Annotated in this window: 16 protein-coding genes; 8 read left to right on the top strand and 8 right to left on the bottom strand. The window is 69.0% G+C overall.

The annotated features are described in order from the left end of the window. Positions 1–5 precede the first annotated feature (5 nt). Positions 6–1,298, bottom strand: coding sequence for a D-amino acid dehydrogenase (locus tag KBW98_RS01210; RefSeq protein WP_211518260.1), 1,293 nt, complete (start codon positions 1,296–1,298; stop codon positions 6–8). 102 nt (positions 1,299–1,400) lie between these two features. On the opposite strand from KBW98_RS01210, the gene KBW98_RS01215 reads away from it, so the two are divergent. The 4 genes from KBW98_RS01215 to phbB all read left to right on the top strand — a co-directional run bounded on the left by KBW98_RS01215 (position 1,401) and on the right by phbB (position 6,175). Beyond that, positions 1,401–1,886: a winged helix-turn-helix transcriptional regulator gene (locus KBW98_RS01215; protein WP_211518261.1), complete on the top strand. Its 486-nt coding sequence runs from the start codon at positions 1,401–1,403 to the stop codon at positions 1,884–1,886. A 70-nt stretch (positions 1,887–1,956) separates the two neighbouring features. Beyond that, positions 1,957–4,182, top strand: a complete 2,226-nt coding sequence (locus KBW98_RS01220; RefSeq protein ID WP_211518262.1) for an ATP-binding protein — start codon at positions 1,957–1,959, stop codon at positions 4,180–4,182. Positions 4,183–4,256: 74 nt separating this feature from the next. Continuing rightward, positions 4,257–5,348 carry a nitronate monooxygenase family protein gene (locus KBW98_RS01225; protein ID WP_211518263.1) on the top strand — a complete coding sequence of 364 codons (1,092 nt, stop codon included), beginning with the start codon at positions 4,257–4,259 and terminating at the stop codon, positions 5,346–5,348. A gap of 104 nt (positions 5,349–5,452) precedes the next feature. Further along, a complete protein-coding gene (phbB, locus tag KBW98_RS01230; RefSeq protein ID WP_211518264.1) occupies positions 5,453–6,175 on the top strand; it encodes an acetoacetyl-CoA reductase in 723 nt (240 codons plus the stop codon). A gap of 61 nt (positions 6,176–6,236) precedes the next feature. Here phbB and KBW98_RS01235 read toward each other — a convergent pair whose 3' ends face one another. From KBW98_RS01235 to KBW98_RS01250, 4 genes are all read right to left on the bottom strand, one after another. Further along, entirely contained in the window at positions 6,237–7,415 is a 1,179-nt protein-coding gene (locus tag KBW98_RS01235; protein WP_211518265.1) for a diguanylate cyclase, read from the bottom strand. 141 nt (positions 7,416–7,556) lie between these two features. Further along, positions 7,557–8,378 carry a metallophosphoesterase gene (locus KBW98_RS01240; RefSeq protein WP_211518266.1) on the bottom strand — a complete coding sequence of 274 codons (822 nt, stop codon included), beginning with the start codon at positions 8,376–8,378 and terminating at the stop codon, positions 7,557–7,559. Between the two features lie 68 nt (positions 8,379–8,446). Beyond that, positions 8,447–8,914, bottom strand: coding sequence for a hypothetical protein (locus KBW98_RS01245; protein WP_211518267.1), 468 nt, complete (start codon positions 8,912–8,914; stop codon positions 8,447–8,449). A 100-nt stretch (positions 8,915–9,014) separates the two neighbouring features. Continuing rightward, the gene (locus tag KBW98_RS01250; protein WP_211518268.1) at positions 9,015–9,851 is read right to left on the bottom strand and encodes a universal stress protein; all 837 of its coding nucleotides are present in this window, start codon (positions 9,849–9,851) and stop codon (positions 9,015–9,017) included. Positions 9,852–10,022: 171 nt separating this feature from the next. On the opposite strand from KBW98_RS01250, the gene KBW98_RS01255 reads away from it, so the two are divergent. From KBW98_RS01255 to KBW98_RS01265, 3 genes are all read left to right on the top strand, one after another. Continuing rightward, positions 10,023–10,790 (top strand): ThuA domain-containing protein, encoded by a 768-nt coding sequence (locus KBW98_RS01255; protein ID WP_211518269.1) that lies wholly within the window; start codon positions 10,023–10,025, stop codon positions 10,788–10,790. A gap of 134 nt (positions 10,791–10,924) precedes the next feature. Beyond that, complete coding sequence (locus KBW98_RS24170; protein WP_211518270.1) at positions 10,925–11,236, top strand: antibiotic biosynthesis monooxygenase; 312 nt, start codon at positions 10,925–10,927, stop codon at positions 11,234–11,236. Between the two features lie 436 nt (positions 11,237–11,672). Beyond that, entirely contained in the window at positions 11,673–12,080 is a 408-nt protein-coding gene (locus KBW98_RS01265) for a YkvA family protein (protein ID WP_211518271.1), read from the top strand. A 3-nt stretch (positions 12,081–12,083) separates the two neighbouring features. On the opposite strand, the gene KBW98_RS01270 is transcribed toward KBW98_RS01265, so the two are convergent. The 3 genes from KBW98_RS01270 to KBW98_RS01280 form a co-directional block, all read right to left on the bottom strand. Beyond that, positions 12,084–12,383 carry an antibiotic biosynthesis monooxygenase gene (locus KBW98_RS01270; RefSeq protein ID WP_211518272.1) on the bottom strand — a complete coding sequence of 100 codons (300 nt, stop codon included), beginning with the start codon at positions 12,381–12,383 and terminating at the stop codon, positions 12,084–12,086. After that, positions 12,380–12,862, bottom strand: coding sequence for a MarR family winged helix-turn-helix transcriptional regulator (locus KBW98_RS01275; RefSeq protein ID WP_211518273.1), 483 nt, complete (start codon positions 12,860–12,862; stop codon positions 12,380–12,382). Before KBW98_RS01275 ends, KBW98_RS01270 begins: the two co-directional genes overlap by 4 nt. Before the next feature lie 106 nt (positions 12,863–12,968). After that, entirely contained in the window at positions 12,969–15,455 is a 2,487-nt protein-coding gene (locus KBW98_RS01280) for a bifunctional diguanylate cyclase/phosphodiesterase (protein WP_211518274.1), read from the bottom strand. A gap of 285 nt (positions 15,456–15,740) precedes the next feature. On the opposite strand from KBW98_RS01280, the gene KBW98_RS01285 reads away from it, so the two are divergent. Further along, entirely contained in the window at positions 15,741–16,658 is a 918-nt protein-coding gene (locus KBW98_RS01285) for a LysR family transcriptional regulator (protein ID WP_211518311.1), read from the top strand. Positions 16,659–16,733 lie beyond the last annotated feature (75 nt).

A 16,733-nucleotide genomic window follows, 5' to 3' on the forward strand; every position in this document is an offset into this window, starting at 1 on the left:
GGGGTTCACGCCTGTACCAGGCCGCCTTGCGGTGCGCTGCCCGGCGTGCCGGCGTAGCGGAACACCGCCAGGTCGTCGGCGCGGATGGCCGGCGACTTGCCGCCCACCAGGTCGGCGATCACGCTGGCCGAGCCGCAGGCCATGGTCCAGCCGAGGGTGCCGTGGCCGGTATTGACGAACAGGTTGCCCAGCGGGGTGGCGCCCACGATCGGGGTGCTGTCCGGGGTCATGGGGCGCAGGCCGGTCCAGAAGCTGGCCTGGCGGGTGTCGCCGCCGCCCGGGAACAGGTCGTTCACGACCAGCTCCAGGGTTTCGCGGCGGCGTGGATTGAGCGCCTTGCTGTAGCCGGCGATTTCCGCCATGCCGCCCACGCGGATGCGGTCGTCGAAGCGGGTGACGGCGATCTTGTAGGTCTCGTCGAGGATGGTCGATACCGGCGCGCGCGCGGCGTCCGTGATCGGCACGGTGATCGAGTAGCCCTTGAGCGGATAGACCGGCAACGGGAACCAGCGCTGCAGCAGCAGGCGCGAGTAGCTGCCCAGGGCCAGCACGTAGCGGTCGGCGGTGAGGGTGCCCTTGTCGGTGACGACGCCGCTGACCTGGCCGCCGGTCTCGACCAGGCTGCGGATCTCGACGCCGTACTCGAAGCGCACGCCCAGGGCGCGCGCCATCTCGGCCAGCCGGGTGGTGAACAGCTGACAGTCGCCGGTCTCGTCGTTCGGCAGGCGCAGGCCGCCGACCAGTTTTTCGCGCACGTGGGCCAGGGCCGGCTCGGCCTGGGCCAGCTGTTCGCGGGCCAGCAGTTCGTAGGCCACGCCCGCGCTCTTGAGCACTTCGATGTCCTTGCCGGCGGCGTCGAACTGGGCCTGGGTGCGGAATAGCTGCAGGGTGCCTTGCTGGCGGCCTTCGTAGGCGATCCCGGTTTCCTGGCGCAGGGCGCGCATGCAGTCGCGGCTGTACTCGGCCAGGCGCACCATGCGCTCCTTGTTCACCGCATAGCGGTCGGCCGAGCAGTTCTTATACATTTGCCACATCCATGCGAGCTGGAACAGGCTGCCGTCCGGGCGGATCGCCAGCGGCGCATGGCGCTGGAACAGCCACTTGGCGGCCTTCAGCGGAATGCCGGGCGCGGCCCAGGGCGAGGCGTAGCCGGGCGAGATCTGGCCGGCATTGGCGAAGCTGGTCTCGAGGGCGGGACCGGGCTGGCGGTCGATGACGGTGACGGCATGGCCGGCTTTCGCCAGATAGTATGCGGTGGTGACGCCGACCACTCCGCTGCCCAGCACGATGACTTGCATGGCTTCCTCGACAAGAGAAAAGATTTTTAGGAAAGGTTGCCATGGTAGCGTGGGTGCTGCCATAATTGTTTCTGTTAATACACTCGTTTTTGGGAAAACTTCATGCGCGTGCAAAAAGCCTCGACCCGCATCCTGGACCGGATCGACCTGCACATCCTGGCCATCCTCCAGCAGGACGGGCGCATCGTCATGAAGGACCTGGCCGAGCAGGTGGGCCTGTCGCTCACGCCCTGCATCGAGCGCGTCAAGCGCATGGAGCGCGACGGCGTGATCAGCGGCTACCATGCGCGCGTCAATCCGCAGGCGCTAGGCCTGCAGATCCTGGTGTTCGTCGAGATCACCCTGCACCAGAAATCCGAGAAGGCCTTCGACCGCTTCAAGCGCGCCATGTTCGCCATCCCCGAAGTGCTGGAATGCCACCTGGTCTCGGGCGACTTCGACTACCTGATCAAGGCGCGCATTCCCGAGATGTCCGAGTACCGCCGCCTGCTGGGCGAGATCCTGCACGTGGCCGACGCCGGGCAGTCGAAGAGCTACGTGGTGATGGAAGAGCTGAAGGAAACCCTGGCGCTGTCGATCGAGCGCTAATTGCCCGGGCGGGGGCCGCCCACGGTCTATAATCGGACTTTTCCTACCCGGTTCACGTTCCGGCACTTTTATGCGCGCTCACGAGGGGCTGGCCCTGTCTCTCCGTCACATGCTGATCCTGCTGACGGCGATCGGCTTGCTGCCCCTGGCGCTGCTCGGGGTCTGGACCATCCACGGCGCCGCGCGCTACCACGAGCAGGAGCAGGAAAGGCTGATGCTCAACCATGCGCGCGCCCTGTCCAGCGCGGTGGACACCGAACTGGACGCGACCGTCAACGTGCTGGCCTCGATGGCGCGCAGCCCCGAATTCACCAGCGGCGACCTGCGCGGCTTCCATGCGCTGGCAAGCGCCCAGGCCCAGCCGAACTGGCTGGGCGTGATCCTGTCGGACGACCTTGGGAAGCCTTTGCTGCGCACGATGGCGCCCTATGGCGCGCCGGCTGCTCCCACTGCCGATCCGGGCAGCCTGGAACAGCTGTTCGCCTTGCGCCGGCCGGTGGCCGGACGCGTGACGCGCGGCAAGGGCGGGCGCGCGGCGGTGCCGGTGCGCATCGTGGCCGAAGGACGCGCGCACAAGCAATATGCGCTCACCGCCGTGATCCGTCCCGACCGCTTCCTGGAGGTGATCGCGCGCCAGAAGCTTCCGGCCGATTCGGTGATCTCGGTCATGGACGCTTCGGGACTGATCGTGGCGCGCTCGCGCAACCAGGAGGCCACGGTCGGCAAGCCGGCCAGCGCCACCCTGCAGGCCATGATGCGCAGCGGGGGCCGCGAGCACGTCGGACGCACCGTCACCCTCGAGGGCGCCGATGTCGTGACGGCCTTCACGACATCGGCGCGCTACGGCTGGTCGGTGGCGCTGGGCGCGCCGAACGCGGCCCACGGCTACGCCTTCATCCAGCGCTTCGCCCTCTACCTGGCCGGCATCCTGGCCACCTTCGGCGCCTGCGTCGGCATCGCCTCCTGGCTCTCCGGCCGCATCGTGGGCACCATTGGCGGCGTGCAGGCCGCCGCCAGCGCCCTGGGCGAGGGCAAGGCGGTGACGGTGCCGCCCTCGCGGGTCAAGGAATTCCGCCTGATGGGCCAGGCCCTGGCGGCGGCCGCGCGCCAGCGCGCCGCCCACGAGGAAGAGCGTTCGCGCCTGCTGCTTACCCTGGAGCAGGCGCTGGCGCGGCAGGAAGAAGCGCTGGACCAGGCGCGCCAGGCGGGGCAGGCCAAGGATGCCTTCCTGGCCATGCTGGGCCACGAGCTGCGCAATCCCCTGAGCCCGATCCAGGCGGCGCTCGACATGATGGACCTGCGGCGCGAGAGCGCCGGCCAGCGCGAACGCGCCATCATGCGGCGCCAGGTGGACCACCTGCGGCGCCTGGTCGACGACCTGCTGGACGTGTCGCGCATCACCTCGGGCAAGCTGCGCATCGACCCGCGCCCCCTGAACCTGGCGGAGCTGGTGCGCCATGCCGCCGCCACCCGCGCCGGCGAAACGGTGAGCGTCGAGGCGCCGGAGGCGCTCTGGGTCGACGGCGACGAGACCCGCCTGGCCCAGGTGCTGAACAACCTGCTGTCGAACGCCGCTCGCTTCGGCAGCAGCGACACCCGGATCACCCTGCGCGAGCACGACGGCAAGGCGCTGCTGGCCGTGAGCGACAACGGCGTCGGCATGACGCCCGGCCTGCTGTCGCAGGTGTTCGAACCCTTCTTCCAGGCGCCGCAGCCGCTGGCGCGGCGCACCGGCGGCCTGGGACTGGGCCTGGCGATCGTGCGCAAGATCGTCGAGCTGCACGGCGGCAGCGTGTCGGCCCATAGCCCCGGGCCGGAGCAGGGCAGCCGCTTCGAGGTCGTGCTGCCCCTGGGCCGGCCGGCCGAGGCGCCGCTGCCGCTGCCGGAACGGCGCCGCGACGCGCGCCGCCGCATCCTGGTGGTGGACGACAACGAGGACGCCGCGGCGCTGACCGCCGCCCTGTTCGCGGACCTGGGCCACGAGGTGGAGGTCGCGCACACGGCGGCCGAGGGCTTGCGCAAGGTAGAGGGGCGCCTGCCGGCCGCCGCCATCCTCGACATCGGCCTGCCCGACATGGACGGCTACGCGCTGGCGCGCGCCCTGCGCCGCCTGCCGGGCGGCGAGCGGCTGCACCTGGTGGCGCTGACCGGCTACGGCCAGAAGGAAGACGTGGAGCGGGCGATGCAGGCGGGCTTCGACGTCCACCTCACCAAGCCGGCCGGGGTGGAAGCGCTGGTCAATGCGCTAACGGCCACGCGGGCGGACGCACCCACGAGCGCACCGGCGCCCGACTGAAACCGGCCAGCGCCCGGCAAGTCAGGCGCGGCCAGCGTATACTCGTCCGGTGTCGATTCCATCAGGAGAGCACCATGAGCGCCACCACGAGCCTGAGCACGCTGCTCGGCATCCGCCACCCCATCATCCAGGCCCCGATGGCGGGGGTCTCCACCCCGCGCCTGGCGGCCGCCGTCTCGGAAGCGGGAGGGCTCGGCTCGATCGCGGTCGGCGCCGGCAGCGCCGCCCAGGCCCGCGCCGCCATCCAGGAAGTCCGCAAGCTCACCGCAAAGCCCTTCAACGTCAATGTGTTCACGCACCGGCCCGCCCAGGCCGATCCGGCGCGCGAGGCGCAATGGCTGGATTACCTGCGGCCCCATTTCAGCGCCCTCGGCGCCGAGCCGCCCGGCGCGCTGCGCGAGATCTATACCAGCTTCCTGGCCGACCCCGCCATGCTCGAGGTGCTGGCGAGCGAGCGCCCGGCGGTGGTCAGCTTCCACTTCGGCTTGCCGTCGGCGGACCAGATCGCGGCCCTGCGCGCGGCCGGCTGCATGCTGCTGGCCAGCGCCACCTCGCTCGAGGAAGCGCTGGCCGCCGAAGCGGCAGGGATGGACGCGGTGGTGGCACAAGGTTACGAAGCCGGCGGCCACCGCGGCGTGTTCGACCACGAACAGCCCGATCCGGCGATCGGCACCCTGGCCCTGGTGCGCCTGCTGGCGGCGCGCCTGCGCATTCCGGTGGTGGCGGCCGGCGGCATCATGGACGGCCAGGGCATTGCCGCCGTGCAGCGGCTGGGGGCGGCCAGCGCGCAGCTGGGCACGGCCTTCATCCTGTGCCCGGAATCGTCGGCCACGGCCCACCACCGCCAGCTGATGCGCGCGGGGGCGGGCATCGGGGCCGGCGGGGGCGGCGCCGGGCTGCGCACGGCGATCACGGCCGCCATCTCAGGGCGCCCCGCGCGCGGCCTGGTGAACCGCTTCTTCGACGGGGTCGGCGCGCCCGGCCATCCGCCGCTCCCCGACTATCCGATCGCCTACGACGCGGCCAAGGCCCTGGTCGCCGCCGCCGGCGCGCAAGGCGTGCAGGACTACACGGTCAACTGGGCCGGCCAGGGATTCCAGCTGGCGCGCGAACTGCCGGCCGCGGAGCTGGTCGAACGCCTGGCGGCCGAGATGGCGCACGGTTAGCGGCCCCGAACAGGATTGACGCAGATCAGGTCCAGACCCGCGCGCCGCGCGATAGTGGCAGGGCGGCATGGGGAATCCATACGGCGAAAGGCACGGGAGGGCGCATGGGCAGGACGGCGATCGTGACGGGCGGAACGCGCGGGCTGGGCAAGGCGATTGCCCTGGCCCTGCGCGAGGCGGGGCACCAGGTGGCGGCCAATTACCTCTACGACGAAGAGGAAGCGCACGCATTCCAGCGCGAGCACGGCATCGCCGTCTACCGCTGGGACGTGTCCGATTTCGCGGCCTGCCGCGAGGGCGTGGAGCGGGTCGAGGCCGAACTCGGCCCGGTCGGCATCCTGGTCAACAACGCCGGCATCACGGCCGACGCCATGTTCCACAAGATGAGCCAAGAGCAATGGTGGAGCGTCATCCAGACCAACCTCGGATCGATGTTCGCCATGACCCGGCCCGTGATCGAAGGCATGCGGGCGCGCGCCTTCGGGCGCATCGTCAACATCAGCTCGATCAATGCCCGCAAGGGGCAGGCCGGCCAGTGCAACTATGCGGCGGCGAAGGCGGGGATCATCGGCTTCACCAAGTCGCTGGCGCTGGAAAACGCGGCGCGCAACGTGACCGTGAACGCCGTGGCGCCGGGCTATTGCGACACCCCCATGGTGGCTGCAATGCGTCCGGACGTGCTGGCGGCGATCACGGCCGGCATTCCCGCCGGGCGCATGGGCGCCTCGGCCGACATTGCGCGCACGGTGGTCTTCCTGGCCGACGACGCCGCCGGCTTCATTACCGGCGCCACCTTCGACGTCAATGGCGGGCAATACCTGGCCTGAGGTCCAGGCTTGTCCGTCAACCCGGCGGGACGAGCGCGGCCGTCCTAGACAGCCTCGTCCGTTACCAGATGCTCCCGGCGGCGCGCTCGGCGCGCAGGGCGGACGGCGACAGCAGGGTGCGGTTGCGCCCGGCCTCCTTGGCCTGGTACAGGGCGGCGTCGGCATCGCGCAGCAGCTCGCTCCAGGCGCCGTGCCGCTCCAGCACGCTAACGCCGATGCTGATCGTGCAGCGCATCGGCCCGACCGTCGACGCCACGCGCAGGGCGGCGAAGCCGGTGCGGATGCGCTCGGCGCAGGCCAGCGCCTCGCCGGCGCGGGTTTCCGGCATCACGCACACGAATTCCTCGCCGCCCAGGCGGCCGATGTAGTCGCTGCCGCGCAGGCTGCGCAGGCAGGTCGCCACCAGGGCCCGGATCACGGCGTCGCCCGCCGCGTGGCCGTGGCGGTCGTTGACGCCCTTGAAGTGGTCGATGTCGATCATCGCCACCGCCAGCGGGCGGCCGTGGCGCAGGGCAAGGGTCAGGTCGCGCTCGGCCAGTTCGGTCACGTAGGCGCGCGACAGCGCCCCGCTCAGGCTGTCGTGACGGCAGGCGTCGAGCAATTGCTGCTCGCGCAGCCAGACCTCGCGCCGCAGGCAGCCGTTGATGCGCGACAGTCCCAGGGCCAGCAGCAGGGCCGCGCCGCAGGCCGCCAGCCCCGCCAGCCATAGCGCGGAAGGCAGGGCGAGCGCGCCCAGCACCGCGAAAGCCAGCACCGGCACTGCCAGCACCAGCAGGCAACGCAGCGGGCGCGGATCGACCAGCCCGATGGTGAGCATGGAGGCGACCAGGGCCGGGGCGCCATGCATCAAGCCGTGCTCGACGGAATCCGCGCACAGGAACAGCGCCGCGGTATGGGTGGCGAACAAGACGGCGCAACGCCAGGTCGGCGACCACGGGAGGCGGCTGGTAAACCAGGTGAGTGCGCCGGCCGCTACCAGGGCCAGGCGCAGCAGGAGCAGGCGGGGGGCGTTCGGCAGGCCCAGCAGGAGATCCCAGACGCCCAGCATCAGCACGCAGGCGCCTAGCGCCGGACCGAGCGCGGGCAAGAGCCGCCGCACCGCGAGGTCGGCGCACTCGTCGAACTGGCGTGCCTGCTCGGGTGTCAGCGGCGGCGCGCGCGGGCGCCGGTGCGGGAACAGGCCGCGGCCTGGCGCCCCTGCCGGGGGCGCCCCCCTTGGGCGGGGGAAGAACACGGACATTGCATTGCCTTTGCTCACATGAGCATATGAATCGGCTGTTTACCCGTGAAGGGTGGCGAATCCAGTGCGTAAGATGCTTGATGTGGATCAAACCGGCCCGTCGCGCGGTCAACCGATTCGCATACCGATAGGCTACACCTTCTACAGCTCGATGACGAGGTCCGGGCGGAAAGCTTCCTGTTCGCCCTTGCTGAGGTAGCCGAGCGGGTTGGCGACCACGCGGCAGCGCCATTCCCGGCCGTTCTCGCTGCCGCTCACCACGTAGTCGTTGTGGCAGTGCAGGTGGCCGTGCACCCAGACGTCGGCCAGGGGCAGCATGTGGTCCATGGCATTGCAAAAACCTGCGGTGCCCGGCGTGATGCCGTAGCGCGGGTCGGCGCTTTGCAAGCTGGGCGCGAAGTGGGTCACCGCCACCGTCACCCCCTCGAAGGGCGTGTCGAGCGCGGCGCGCAGCCAGGCCTGGCAGTCGAGCGACATCTCGCGCATTTCCTCGGCCAGTACCGGGACGCCGGCCTTGAGCGTGGTGTTCTTGCTCAGGTAGTAGTTGGCGGCGCGGAAGGCCTTCGAGCGCTGCTGCATCTGCCTGGTCAGCTCGCGTTCGCGCACGGCAAGGGCGTCGAAGTCGGCCCACAGGGTGGTGCCGATGAAGCGCACGTGGCCGAGCGTCACGGTTTCGCGGTCGAGCCAGACGATGCCCAGGCGTGCGCAAGTGGCGTGCAGGCGGGCATACGTCTCGTCGAACTCGAGGCCGTCGAACTCATGGTTGCCCGGCACGTAGAGCACGGAGCGGCCGTCCACCGGCGCGAAGCGCTCCAGTCCGAACTCACTGCCGTCGAGGCGCGAGCCCGACTGGTAGGATCCGATATCGCCGGCCAGGACGACGACGTCGGTATCGGCGCCGATGACGGGCTGGAAGGCCGGGTAGCGTTCGAGGTGCAGGTCGGAAAAAAGCTGGATGCGCATGGTTCGCGCAGTATAGCGGGAACGCCAGGACCTTGCCCCGCCGTAGCGGTGTGCCTGAAGCGGGCGGCTCAGCGCGCGTGGCGCGGACGGTGGAGGTGCGCCCGCAAGGCGCGCCCGCGCACGCGCAGGCGCACGGCCGCGGGGCGGGCCGCCATCGCCAGCGTCAGGTCGGTGGTGAGCCGGTGCAGCGACAGCAGGTCGAGCAGGGCAGCCAGCACCTGGCGCCCGAGGGCCACGTCGCCATCCTCGACCAAAGAGGCCGCACGGTGCAGGGCGGCCAGCAGGGTGGCGTTCTCGGCGCGGTGCGCGTGCAGGCTGGCGTAACCCAGGGCTTCCATCACCATTTCCTCGTGGCGGAAACCCGCTTCGACCGCCGCCACCAGGGAGGGGAACGCGCGCACGAAGCGCTCGTCCGGCGCGCTCGAGGCATGCAGCAGGCGGCTGCACAGGTGCTTGCGCGCGTGGCGGATGGCGGCGCAGATGGCGCGCGTGCTGTTGCGTGGGACGCGGCGAGGTGGAATGCGGGACAGGGTCATGGTGCGCTGCTGTTCGTATGGCGATGGATGGAATGGATGAGTCTCGCCGTGCGCCGGGGCCGTGGGTTTGAGATATATCAAACTTTTCGGAAGCACGGCCTCAGTGCGCGCACAGCAGCGGCGCCGGCGCCCGGTGCAGCAGGGCGCGGGTCGCGCCGCCCAGCGCCCACTCGCGGTAGCGGCTGTGGCCATAGATCCCCGCCACCATCAGCCCCGCGCGGGTATCGTGGGCCAGGGCGACCAGGGCGTCGCCCGCCGTGTCGCGGGTGCGCTCGACCACCACCTCGACCTGCACCCCATGGCGCGCCAGGTAGAGCGCCATGTCCGCCCCCGGCTCCTCGCCATGCAGCTCGGCCAGCTCGTCGGGGTTGACCAGCACCAGGCGCACCAGCGGCGCCTCGCGCAACAGCGGCAAGGCGGCCTGGATGGCGCGGATCGCCTGCACGCTGCCGTCCCAGCCGACCACGGCCGTGCCGGGAATCGCCTCGTTGCGGTAGCTGGTCGGCACCACCAGTACCGGACGCGGGCCGTGCAGGGCCAGGAATTCGGGCAGGTGGCGCACGGCCGCGGTATGCGATTCCGGCGGATCGTCCTGGCTCAGCACCACCAGGTCGGCGTAGCGTGACTGCAGCAGCAGGGCGTAGCGGGTGTTGTCCTCGAGCACGCGCGTTTCGACCGAGGCCGCGCCCAGCTGCGCGGCCTGTTCCTCGAAGGGGTGGAGCTGGGCCGCCACGGCGTCGCGCAGGTCCTGGTAATCGTTCTCCGCGATCGGCATGGCCATCGAGCCGTTGAGGATCGCGTAATTGGCCATCGACACGCCGGTGGCGGCGCTGCCGACGAGGTGGGCGCCGTGCCGGTTTGCCAGCAGCACGGCCGCGCGCAAGCGGCTGTCCTGGCGTGGACTGCCGTCGACGTGAACGATGATGGTCTTGTACATGATGACTCCCTCCATGACGGTGAAGCCGGATGCATCGTCGCCTGCACTGTCTACTCTACGCCTTGCCCACGCCGATGTCAGTACCGCTTCGCGCTTGCGTAGTCCTCCATGGATTGACAAATGGAAACGTGTCCATTAGCGTGGACGCTCCTGTCTCCTTCGTGCCGACCGATGATCACGTTTCCGCGTATCGCCGCCGCTTTATGCGGCCTGCTTGCCGTGGGCGCCGCCCAGGCCGAACAATTCAAGGTCCTGCTGTTCACCAAGACCGCAGGCTGGCACCACGACGCCGTGCACGCGGGCGTGACGGCGGTACAGGAACTGGGCAAGCTGCATGATTTCGAGGTGTTCTGGACCGCCGACGCCGGCCGCGTGATGAACGACGCCGAGCTGGCCAAGTACAAGGCGGTTGTCTTCCTGCTGACCACCGGCGACGTGCTGGACGAGGCGCAGCAGGCCGCCTTCGAGCGCTACATCCGCCGCGGCGGCGGCTATGTGGGCGTGCACAGCGCGGCCGACACCGAGTACGGCTGGCCTTGGTACACCAGGATGGTCGGCCACATGTTCCACATCCACCCGGCGGTGCAGACGGCGGTGCTGAGGGTGGAACAGCGCAACTTCCCCGGCATGGAACGCTTCGCCCCGCGCACGCTGTTCACCGACGAGTGGTACGAGTACGGCCCGGCGCGCGCGAAGCTGAACTATCTGCTGAGCGTGGACGAGTCGACCTATGCGCCGCAGACCGACTGGGGCGACAAGAAGGGCAGGGGCATGGGCGGCTTCCACCCGGTTGCCTGGTACCAGGACTACGAGGGCGGCCGCGCCTTCTACACGGGCCTGGGCCATATGGCGGCCACCTACCGCGATCCGCTTTTCCTGCACCACCTGTATGGCGGCATCTATTGGGCGGCGACGGGAAAGGGCTTGCGCGCCGAATAAGGACGTCTGGCGAAATACGCCCACCGGCTTCCGGAGAGCGACAAGACCCTGGCTTGAGCCATGCCGAGCGTCGGCTATCTGCCGGAAGCGGTCCGTCGCAACACCTGCGATCCATCACAACCCGACAAGATCTTATGCACGCGATTTATTTCAGATGGAAAGTGGCCGCTGGTCGTGAGCCGGACTTCGAGCGCGCCTGGCTGGAGCTCACCTCACTCATACGCGATGAGCGAGGCGGCCTGGGGTCGCGTCTGCATCGGTGCGCCGACGGCCACTATTTTGCGTATGCCCAATGGCCCTCCGAACTCGCCTGGGCGACACAGCCCGAGCCGACCGCACGCATGGCCGAGCTGCGAAATCAGATGCGTGAATGCGCTGAACTTGTCGATGGCCCACTTCGGGGTGAGGTCGTTGCCGATCTCCTGATATCGCCAGCTCCCGGCTAAGGGAACAGGCCGGCGAGGGCATTCACAGGCGCAGGTAATCACGGCGTACATCGAGCAAGCAAGATTGGTCCCGCGTCTTGTCGCCAGCTGGCGGCAGTGGCCGGCCCGAAGCAAGCGTCGCATTGCTAACTACCTCACCAGGGTATTCCCGATGAATGAAGTTCCAACGATGGCGGCACCTTTACAAAACTTGCTCGACGCGGAGATTCGGGCAGGTAACCGTATTGCCGAAGTTTCGAGCTGGCCGCCCTAGTGCAGGCTGCTTGTGATACTTGAACATCGTTTCAGGTCACACGCGGCTGCTCCGAGTGGCCTTACCTTCCATGAGTTGGAGAGTCCGCACTACTGGCGCGCCGAATATCGCTATGAAGGCGGCGCCGAGGTACAGGCCTGTAAAAACTAAGAGGCGACAGATTATTGTTTTCGAAATAGCAAAATGGACCAACAGCCGAGTCGCACTGAACAACTGCGGGCGTGGGCAGGCAAGATCAAGCGTGACGCAGTCACCCTTTGGTTCGCTTGCAAGAATCCAAAGACGCCCTTTCTGGCAAAGGCACTGTGCGTGCTGGTCGTGGCATATGCCCTCAGTCCGATCGATCTCATTCCCGATTTCGTCCCGGTGCTGGGTTACCTCGACGACGTCATCTTGCTGCCGTGTCTGATATGGCTGGCGGTCAGGCTGATTCCGGAGCGCGTGCTGGCGCAGTGCAGAGTCCAGGCCGACGAATGGATAGCAAAGGAAGGTCACGCACCGAAAGACAAATGGGGCGTCGTTTTCGTCCTGGCTGTCTGGATACTCGTATCCTGGCTGACTTGGCGGTATGCCGTAGCGCCATTCTTTTGAGGTCTAGTACGCGCAGCCGGGAGCCGTGTAGTGCTCGACCGTAGGGAAGGGATCGTAGAAATGGTGCAGCAGCCGCTTCCATTCCTGGTATTCAAGCGACTGGCGGAAGCCCACGGTATGGTCTTCCAGCGTTTCCCAGTTCACCAGCAGGAGGTAGCGGCTCGGCTTTTCCAGGCAGCGCTGGAGCTGGTGCGAGACATGGCCCGGCATGCCGGCGATGATGCCTGACGCCTGGCGAAAGGCGGCTTCGAAGGCGCTCTCCTGGCCCGGGCGGACGTCGAGGATGGCGGCTTCCAGGATCACGGCGCGTCGTCCGCGGCCGCTTCCTGGACCGGCTTGCCGAGCGCCTCGTGCACGCCGCTGCCGACCACCGCGGCCATCATGGCGCGCATCTCGTCCGCCTGCAGCTGCCCGAAGTGCTCCTCGAACAGCTGTTGCGCACGTTCCCATGCCGGACGCGCGGCCGTGATGACCTCGCGTCCGCGTCCGCTCAGCTCGATGACGCGCTCGCGCCGGTCCTGCTCGCTCGGCCGGATCACCACCAGATCCTCGCGCACCAGCGGCTGCAGGTTGCGCGCCAGGGTGGTGCGGTCCATTACCATGGCCTTCGCCAGCTGGTTGACGTTGGCACTGCCGCGCAGCAGCTTGGCGAGGATCGAGAACTGGGTCACGCGCAGGCCGGTCCCGCTGAGCACCTGGTCGTAGAACGAGGTCAGGTAGCGCGACGCCTGCCGCAGCGAGGAGCAGTAGCAGGGCGTGTGGGCAAGCTGTTCAATATTCATGGGCGGCAAGACGAGGGCAAAAACGCAGTATAGCCTCGTGTTGCCCGCCGCGGACGTTCGCACGGCCGTGCTTCGCGTGCTTCCTTGGAGCGAGCTCGGCCGACCCTCAATGGGTAGTGCCGGCGCGCCGGTGGCGCAGCGCGTGCTGGCGCATCCAGCCCGGCAACTCGGCGGCCGGCAGCGGCGGCGCCACGTAATAGCCCTGGGCTTCGTCGCAGCCGCAGGCCAGCAGCGCGTCCCAGATCTCGCGCGTGGCCGTGCCCTCGGCCACCACCGACAGCCCCAGGTCGTGGGCCAGGTCGATGGTGGCCTTGACGATGGCGCCGGCGCGGCGGTCGCGCAGCATGTTGGTGGTGAAGCCGTGGTCGATCTTGATCACGTCCACCGGCAGCATGGTGAGGTAGTTGAGCGAGGAATAGCCGGTGCCGAAATCGTCGATGAAGAGGCGGAAGCCCATGCCGCTCAGGGCGTTGAGCTGGGCGATCGAGGCGTCCGGATCGACGATCAGGCTGCTCTCGGTGATCTCCAGTCCCAGCCAGTCGGGGGCGGCGTCCCACCCGGCCAGCAGCTTGCGCAGGTCGCCGGGCAGTGTGCCGCTGGCCAGGTTGCGGGCCGAGAGGTTGACCGCGATCGGCAGCGCCAGGCCGTCCTGGCGCCAGGCGTGCGACTGGCGCACCGAGGACTGGAGCATGCAGGTGGTCAGCGCGTGGATCAGTTCCGTCGACTCGATCAGCGGCACGAACTCGGCCGGCGGCACCATGCCCAGCTGCGGATGGCGCCAGCGCGCCAGCGCCTCGACCCCGATCACCTCGCCGCTCGCCATCGCCACCTTGGGCTGGCAGAACAGCTCGATCTGGCCTTCCGCGATGGCGTTGCGGAACTGCCCGAGCAGGACCAGTCGCTGCGGGTCGTAGGGGTCCTGGGCCGGGTCGTACATCATGGTCTTGCGCGCGCCCTGCCGGGCCAGGTGCACGGCCACGTCGGCCTTGCGCAGCAAATCGGTCGGGTTGCGCGCATGGCCTGGAGCCAGCGCAATGCCGACGTGGGGGCTGATCTCGTAGCGCACGCCGGCGATCAGGAAGGTCGACTCGAACACGCGCGCGATGGTCTCGGCCACCGCCCCCGCATGGTAGGCGCGCACCCCGCGCAGCACGGCGATGAACTGGGCGTTGCCGGTGCGCGCCAGGTGCACCTCGTCGCCCAGGTCGGTGCGCAGGCGGCGCGCCACGTCGCGCAGCAGGTCGTCGCCGTTCAGGTGGCCCAGGGTCAGGTTGATGTCGCGGAAGCGCGCCAGCTCCACGGTCAGCACGGCGACCGGCCCGTCCAGCCCCTGGCTGGCGCCGAAGGCCTCGTCCAGGTGGCGCCGCATCGCCACCCGGTTCGGCAGGCCGGTGACCTCGTCCTGGAAGGCCAGGCGCTCGATTTCCTGCTCGGCGCGGGTCAGGTCGGTGACGTCGCGGATGATGCCGACGATGCGCACGGGCTTGCCGTTCTCGTCGCGCACCACGTCGGCCTGCGAGTGCACGTAACGCATTTCGTGGTCGCCCTGGACGATGCGGTAGCGGTGGTCGTAGCGGGCGCCTGGTGTGTTGAGGGTGTGCTCGCGCGCCTCCGCCACGCCGGGTACGTCTTCCGGATGGATGCGTCGGAACAGCTGCTCCAGGGTGAAGGGCCGGTCGGCGCCCTCCGGGTCGATGCGGAAGATGCGGTAGGTCTCAGCCGAGGTGGTTTCGATCAGGCCGGTGCGCAGGTCGGCCGACCAGGTGCCGATATGCGCGATCTCCTGGGCATGCCGCAGGTCGGCTTCGGCCATGAGTAATTGGTCGCGCAAGCGGCGCTGTTCCGTGATATCGACCGTCGAGCAGGCGAACCAGTCCGGCGACTGCGGGTCGCCGGCGATACGGTGCCCGGTGGCGCGCAGGACGTGTTCGCTGCCGTCGGGCCAGGTCAGGCGCAAGTCGGTGTCGAAAGCCTCCCCGTCCACGATGCAGCGTTCGATCGCCTGGGCGAAGCGCGGGCGCTGATCAGGGTGCACCGGGGCCAGCAACTGCTCGATCGAGGGCATCACGCTGTCCGGCTCGAGTCCCAGGTTCTTGTACAGCTGCGCCGACCATGTCAGACGCGCGGTGGTCAGGTTCAGGCAGCAGCAGCCCAGACCCGTGACCTCCTGGGAGACGCCGAGCACGTCCTCCAGATGGCTCAGCCGGGCCCGCGCCTCCTCGGCTTCGGAATGGTCCTGCATGGCGAGCATCACCAGCGGCGGCTCGTCGCAGTTTAGCCGGTAGCACAGCAGGCGGCAGCGAAGGCAGGGGCCGTGCTTGCCCAGATGCGGGAGCGCCGGCAGCTGCGCCTCGCCCTCGCGTGCCGCGGTGGCGACGGCGGCGCGCACCTTGTCATGATCGGCCGGCTCGAACAGGCGCAGCAGTTCGGTGTCCGCCCATTCACCGGGGTCGAAGCCATAGGTCGTGCTGGCGCAGGCATTCGCACCAAGGATGCGCAAGCTGGCGCTGTCGCAGACCACCAGCGGCGCAGGCGCGCGCTGGAAGGCGATGCGGCACCAGTCGCTGTCGATGGCGTGGAATCCGGCTTCCATGGCGGACCTCCGATATGCGGGGCGGGTAGGGAATTGTTGAACTGATAAGAACAATATGATCCCTCCGCGCCTCCGCGTCCAGTCATTTTGCGTAAATTCGAGCTCGGCCAGCCATAAATCGTATATGCACGGCGCACGCATGCATGGCCGGCGGCGCGCCAGGCCCGACCTGTTCTGTCCTTGCCCCGCATGACGGGGACTGGCATGATTCAAACCATTTGAATCATTGAGCCGAACATCGTGACGACCAGCGCCCGCGACGCCCTGACGCCAGCCTCCCTGGCCATGCTCGACGCCATCGCCGAGCATGGCAGCTTCGCCGCCGCGGCACGCGCGCTCGGCATGGTGCCTTCGGCGCTGACCTACCGCGTGCGGGTGATCGAGGAAGCCCTGGATGTGCTGCTGTTCGACCGCAGCTCGCGGCGCGCGCGCCTGACCGCGGCGGGCCAGGAGCTGCTGCGCGAAGGCGCGCGCCTGCTGGACGAGGTGGACGCCATCGCCAACCGGGTCAAGCGCGTGGCCACCGGCTGGGAATCGCACTTCACCATCGCGGTCGACAGCGTGATCGACCGCGCCACCGTGATGGACCTGTGCGCCGCCTTTTTCGAACTGGGCGCGCCGACCCGCCTCAAGCTGCGCGACGAGACCTTGTCCGGCACCCTGGACGCGGTGCTGAGCGGACAGGCCGACCTGGCCCTGGGCGTGGCCCTCGACACCCGCAACCGGGTGGGCCTGCAGCGCGAGACCATGGGCACGATGGAATTCGTGTTCGCGGTCAGCCCGGCGCATCCTTTGGCCGCCCTGCCCGAACCCCTGGGCGAGGATTCGGTGCGCGCCCACCGCGCCGTGGTGCTGGCCGACTCCAGCGGCCGCGGGGGAGGCCTGAGCGTGGGCCTGCTGGCCGGCCAGGAGGTGTTCACCGTGACCGAGTTGCGCGCCAAGATCGACGCCCAGTTACGCGGGCTGGGCGTGGGCTACCTGCCGCTGCCGGCCGCGCGCCCCCACCTCGAGAGCGGGGCGCTGGTGGCCAGGCGCCTGGACCGGCCGGAGCACAGGCTCGGCTTCTCCTGCGTCTGGCGCAGCGACAAGTCGGCGCGCGGCAAGGCGCTGCAGTGGTGGCTGGACCAGGTGCGCAGCCCCGTGACGCGCGCCGCGCTGCTGGGAGAGCACCCGACGCCGGGGCGCAAACGTGCGTTCAAATAATTTGAATGCTGCGTCCGCATTCCTTGTGCGATCGGCAAGCCGCGGCGGCGCATAATCGGGGTTTCCAGCGCCGGC

Origin of the sequence: Massilia sp. ST3 (assembly GCF_018119405.1) — a bacterium.
GTDB lineage: Bacteria > Pseudomonadota > Gammaproteobacteria > Burkholderiales > Burkholderiaceae_D > Telluria.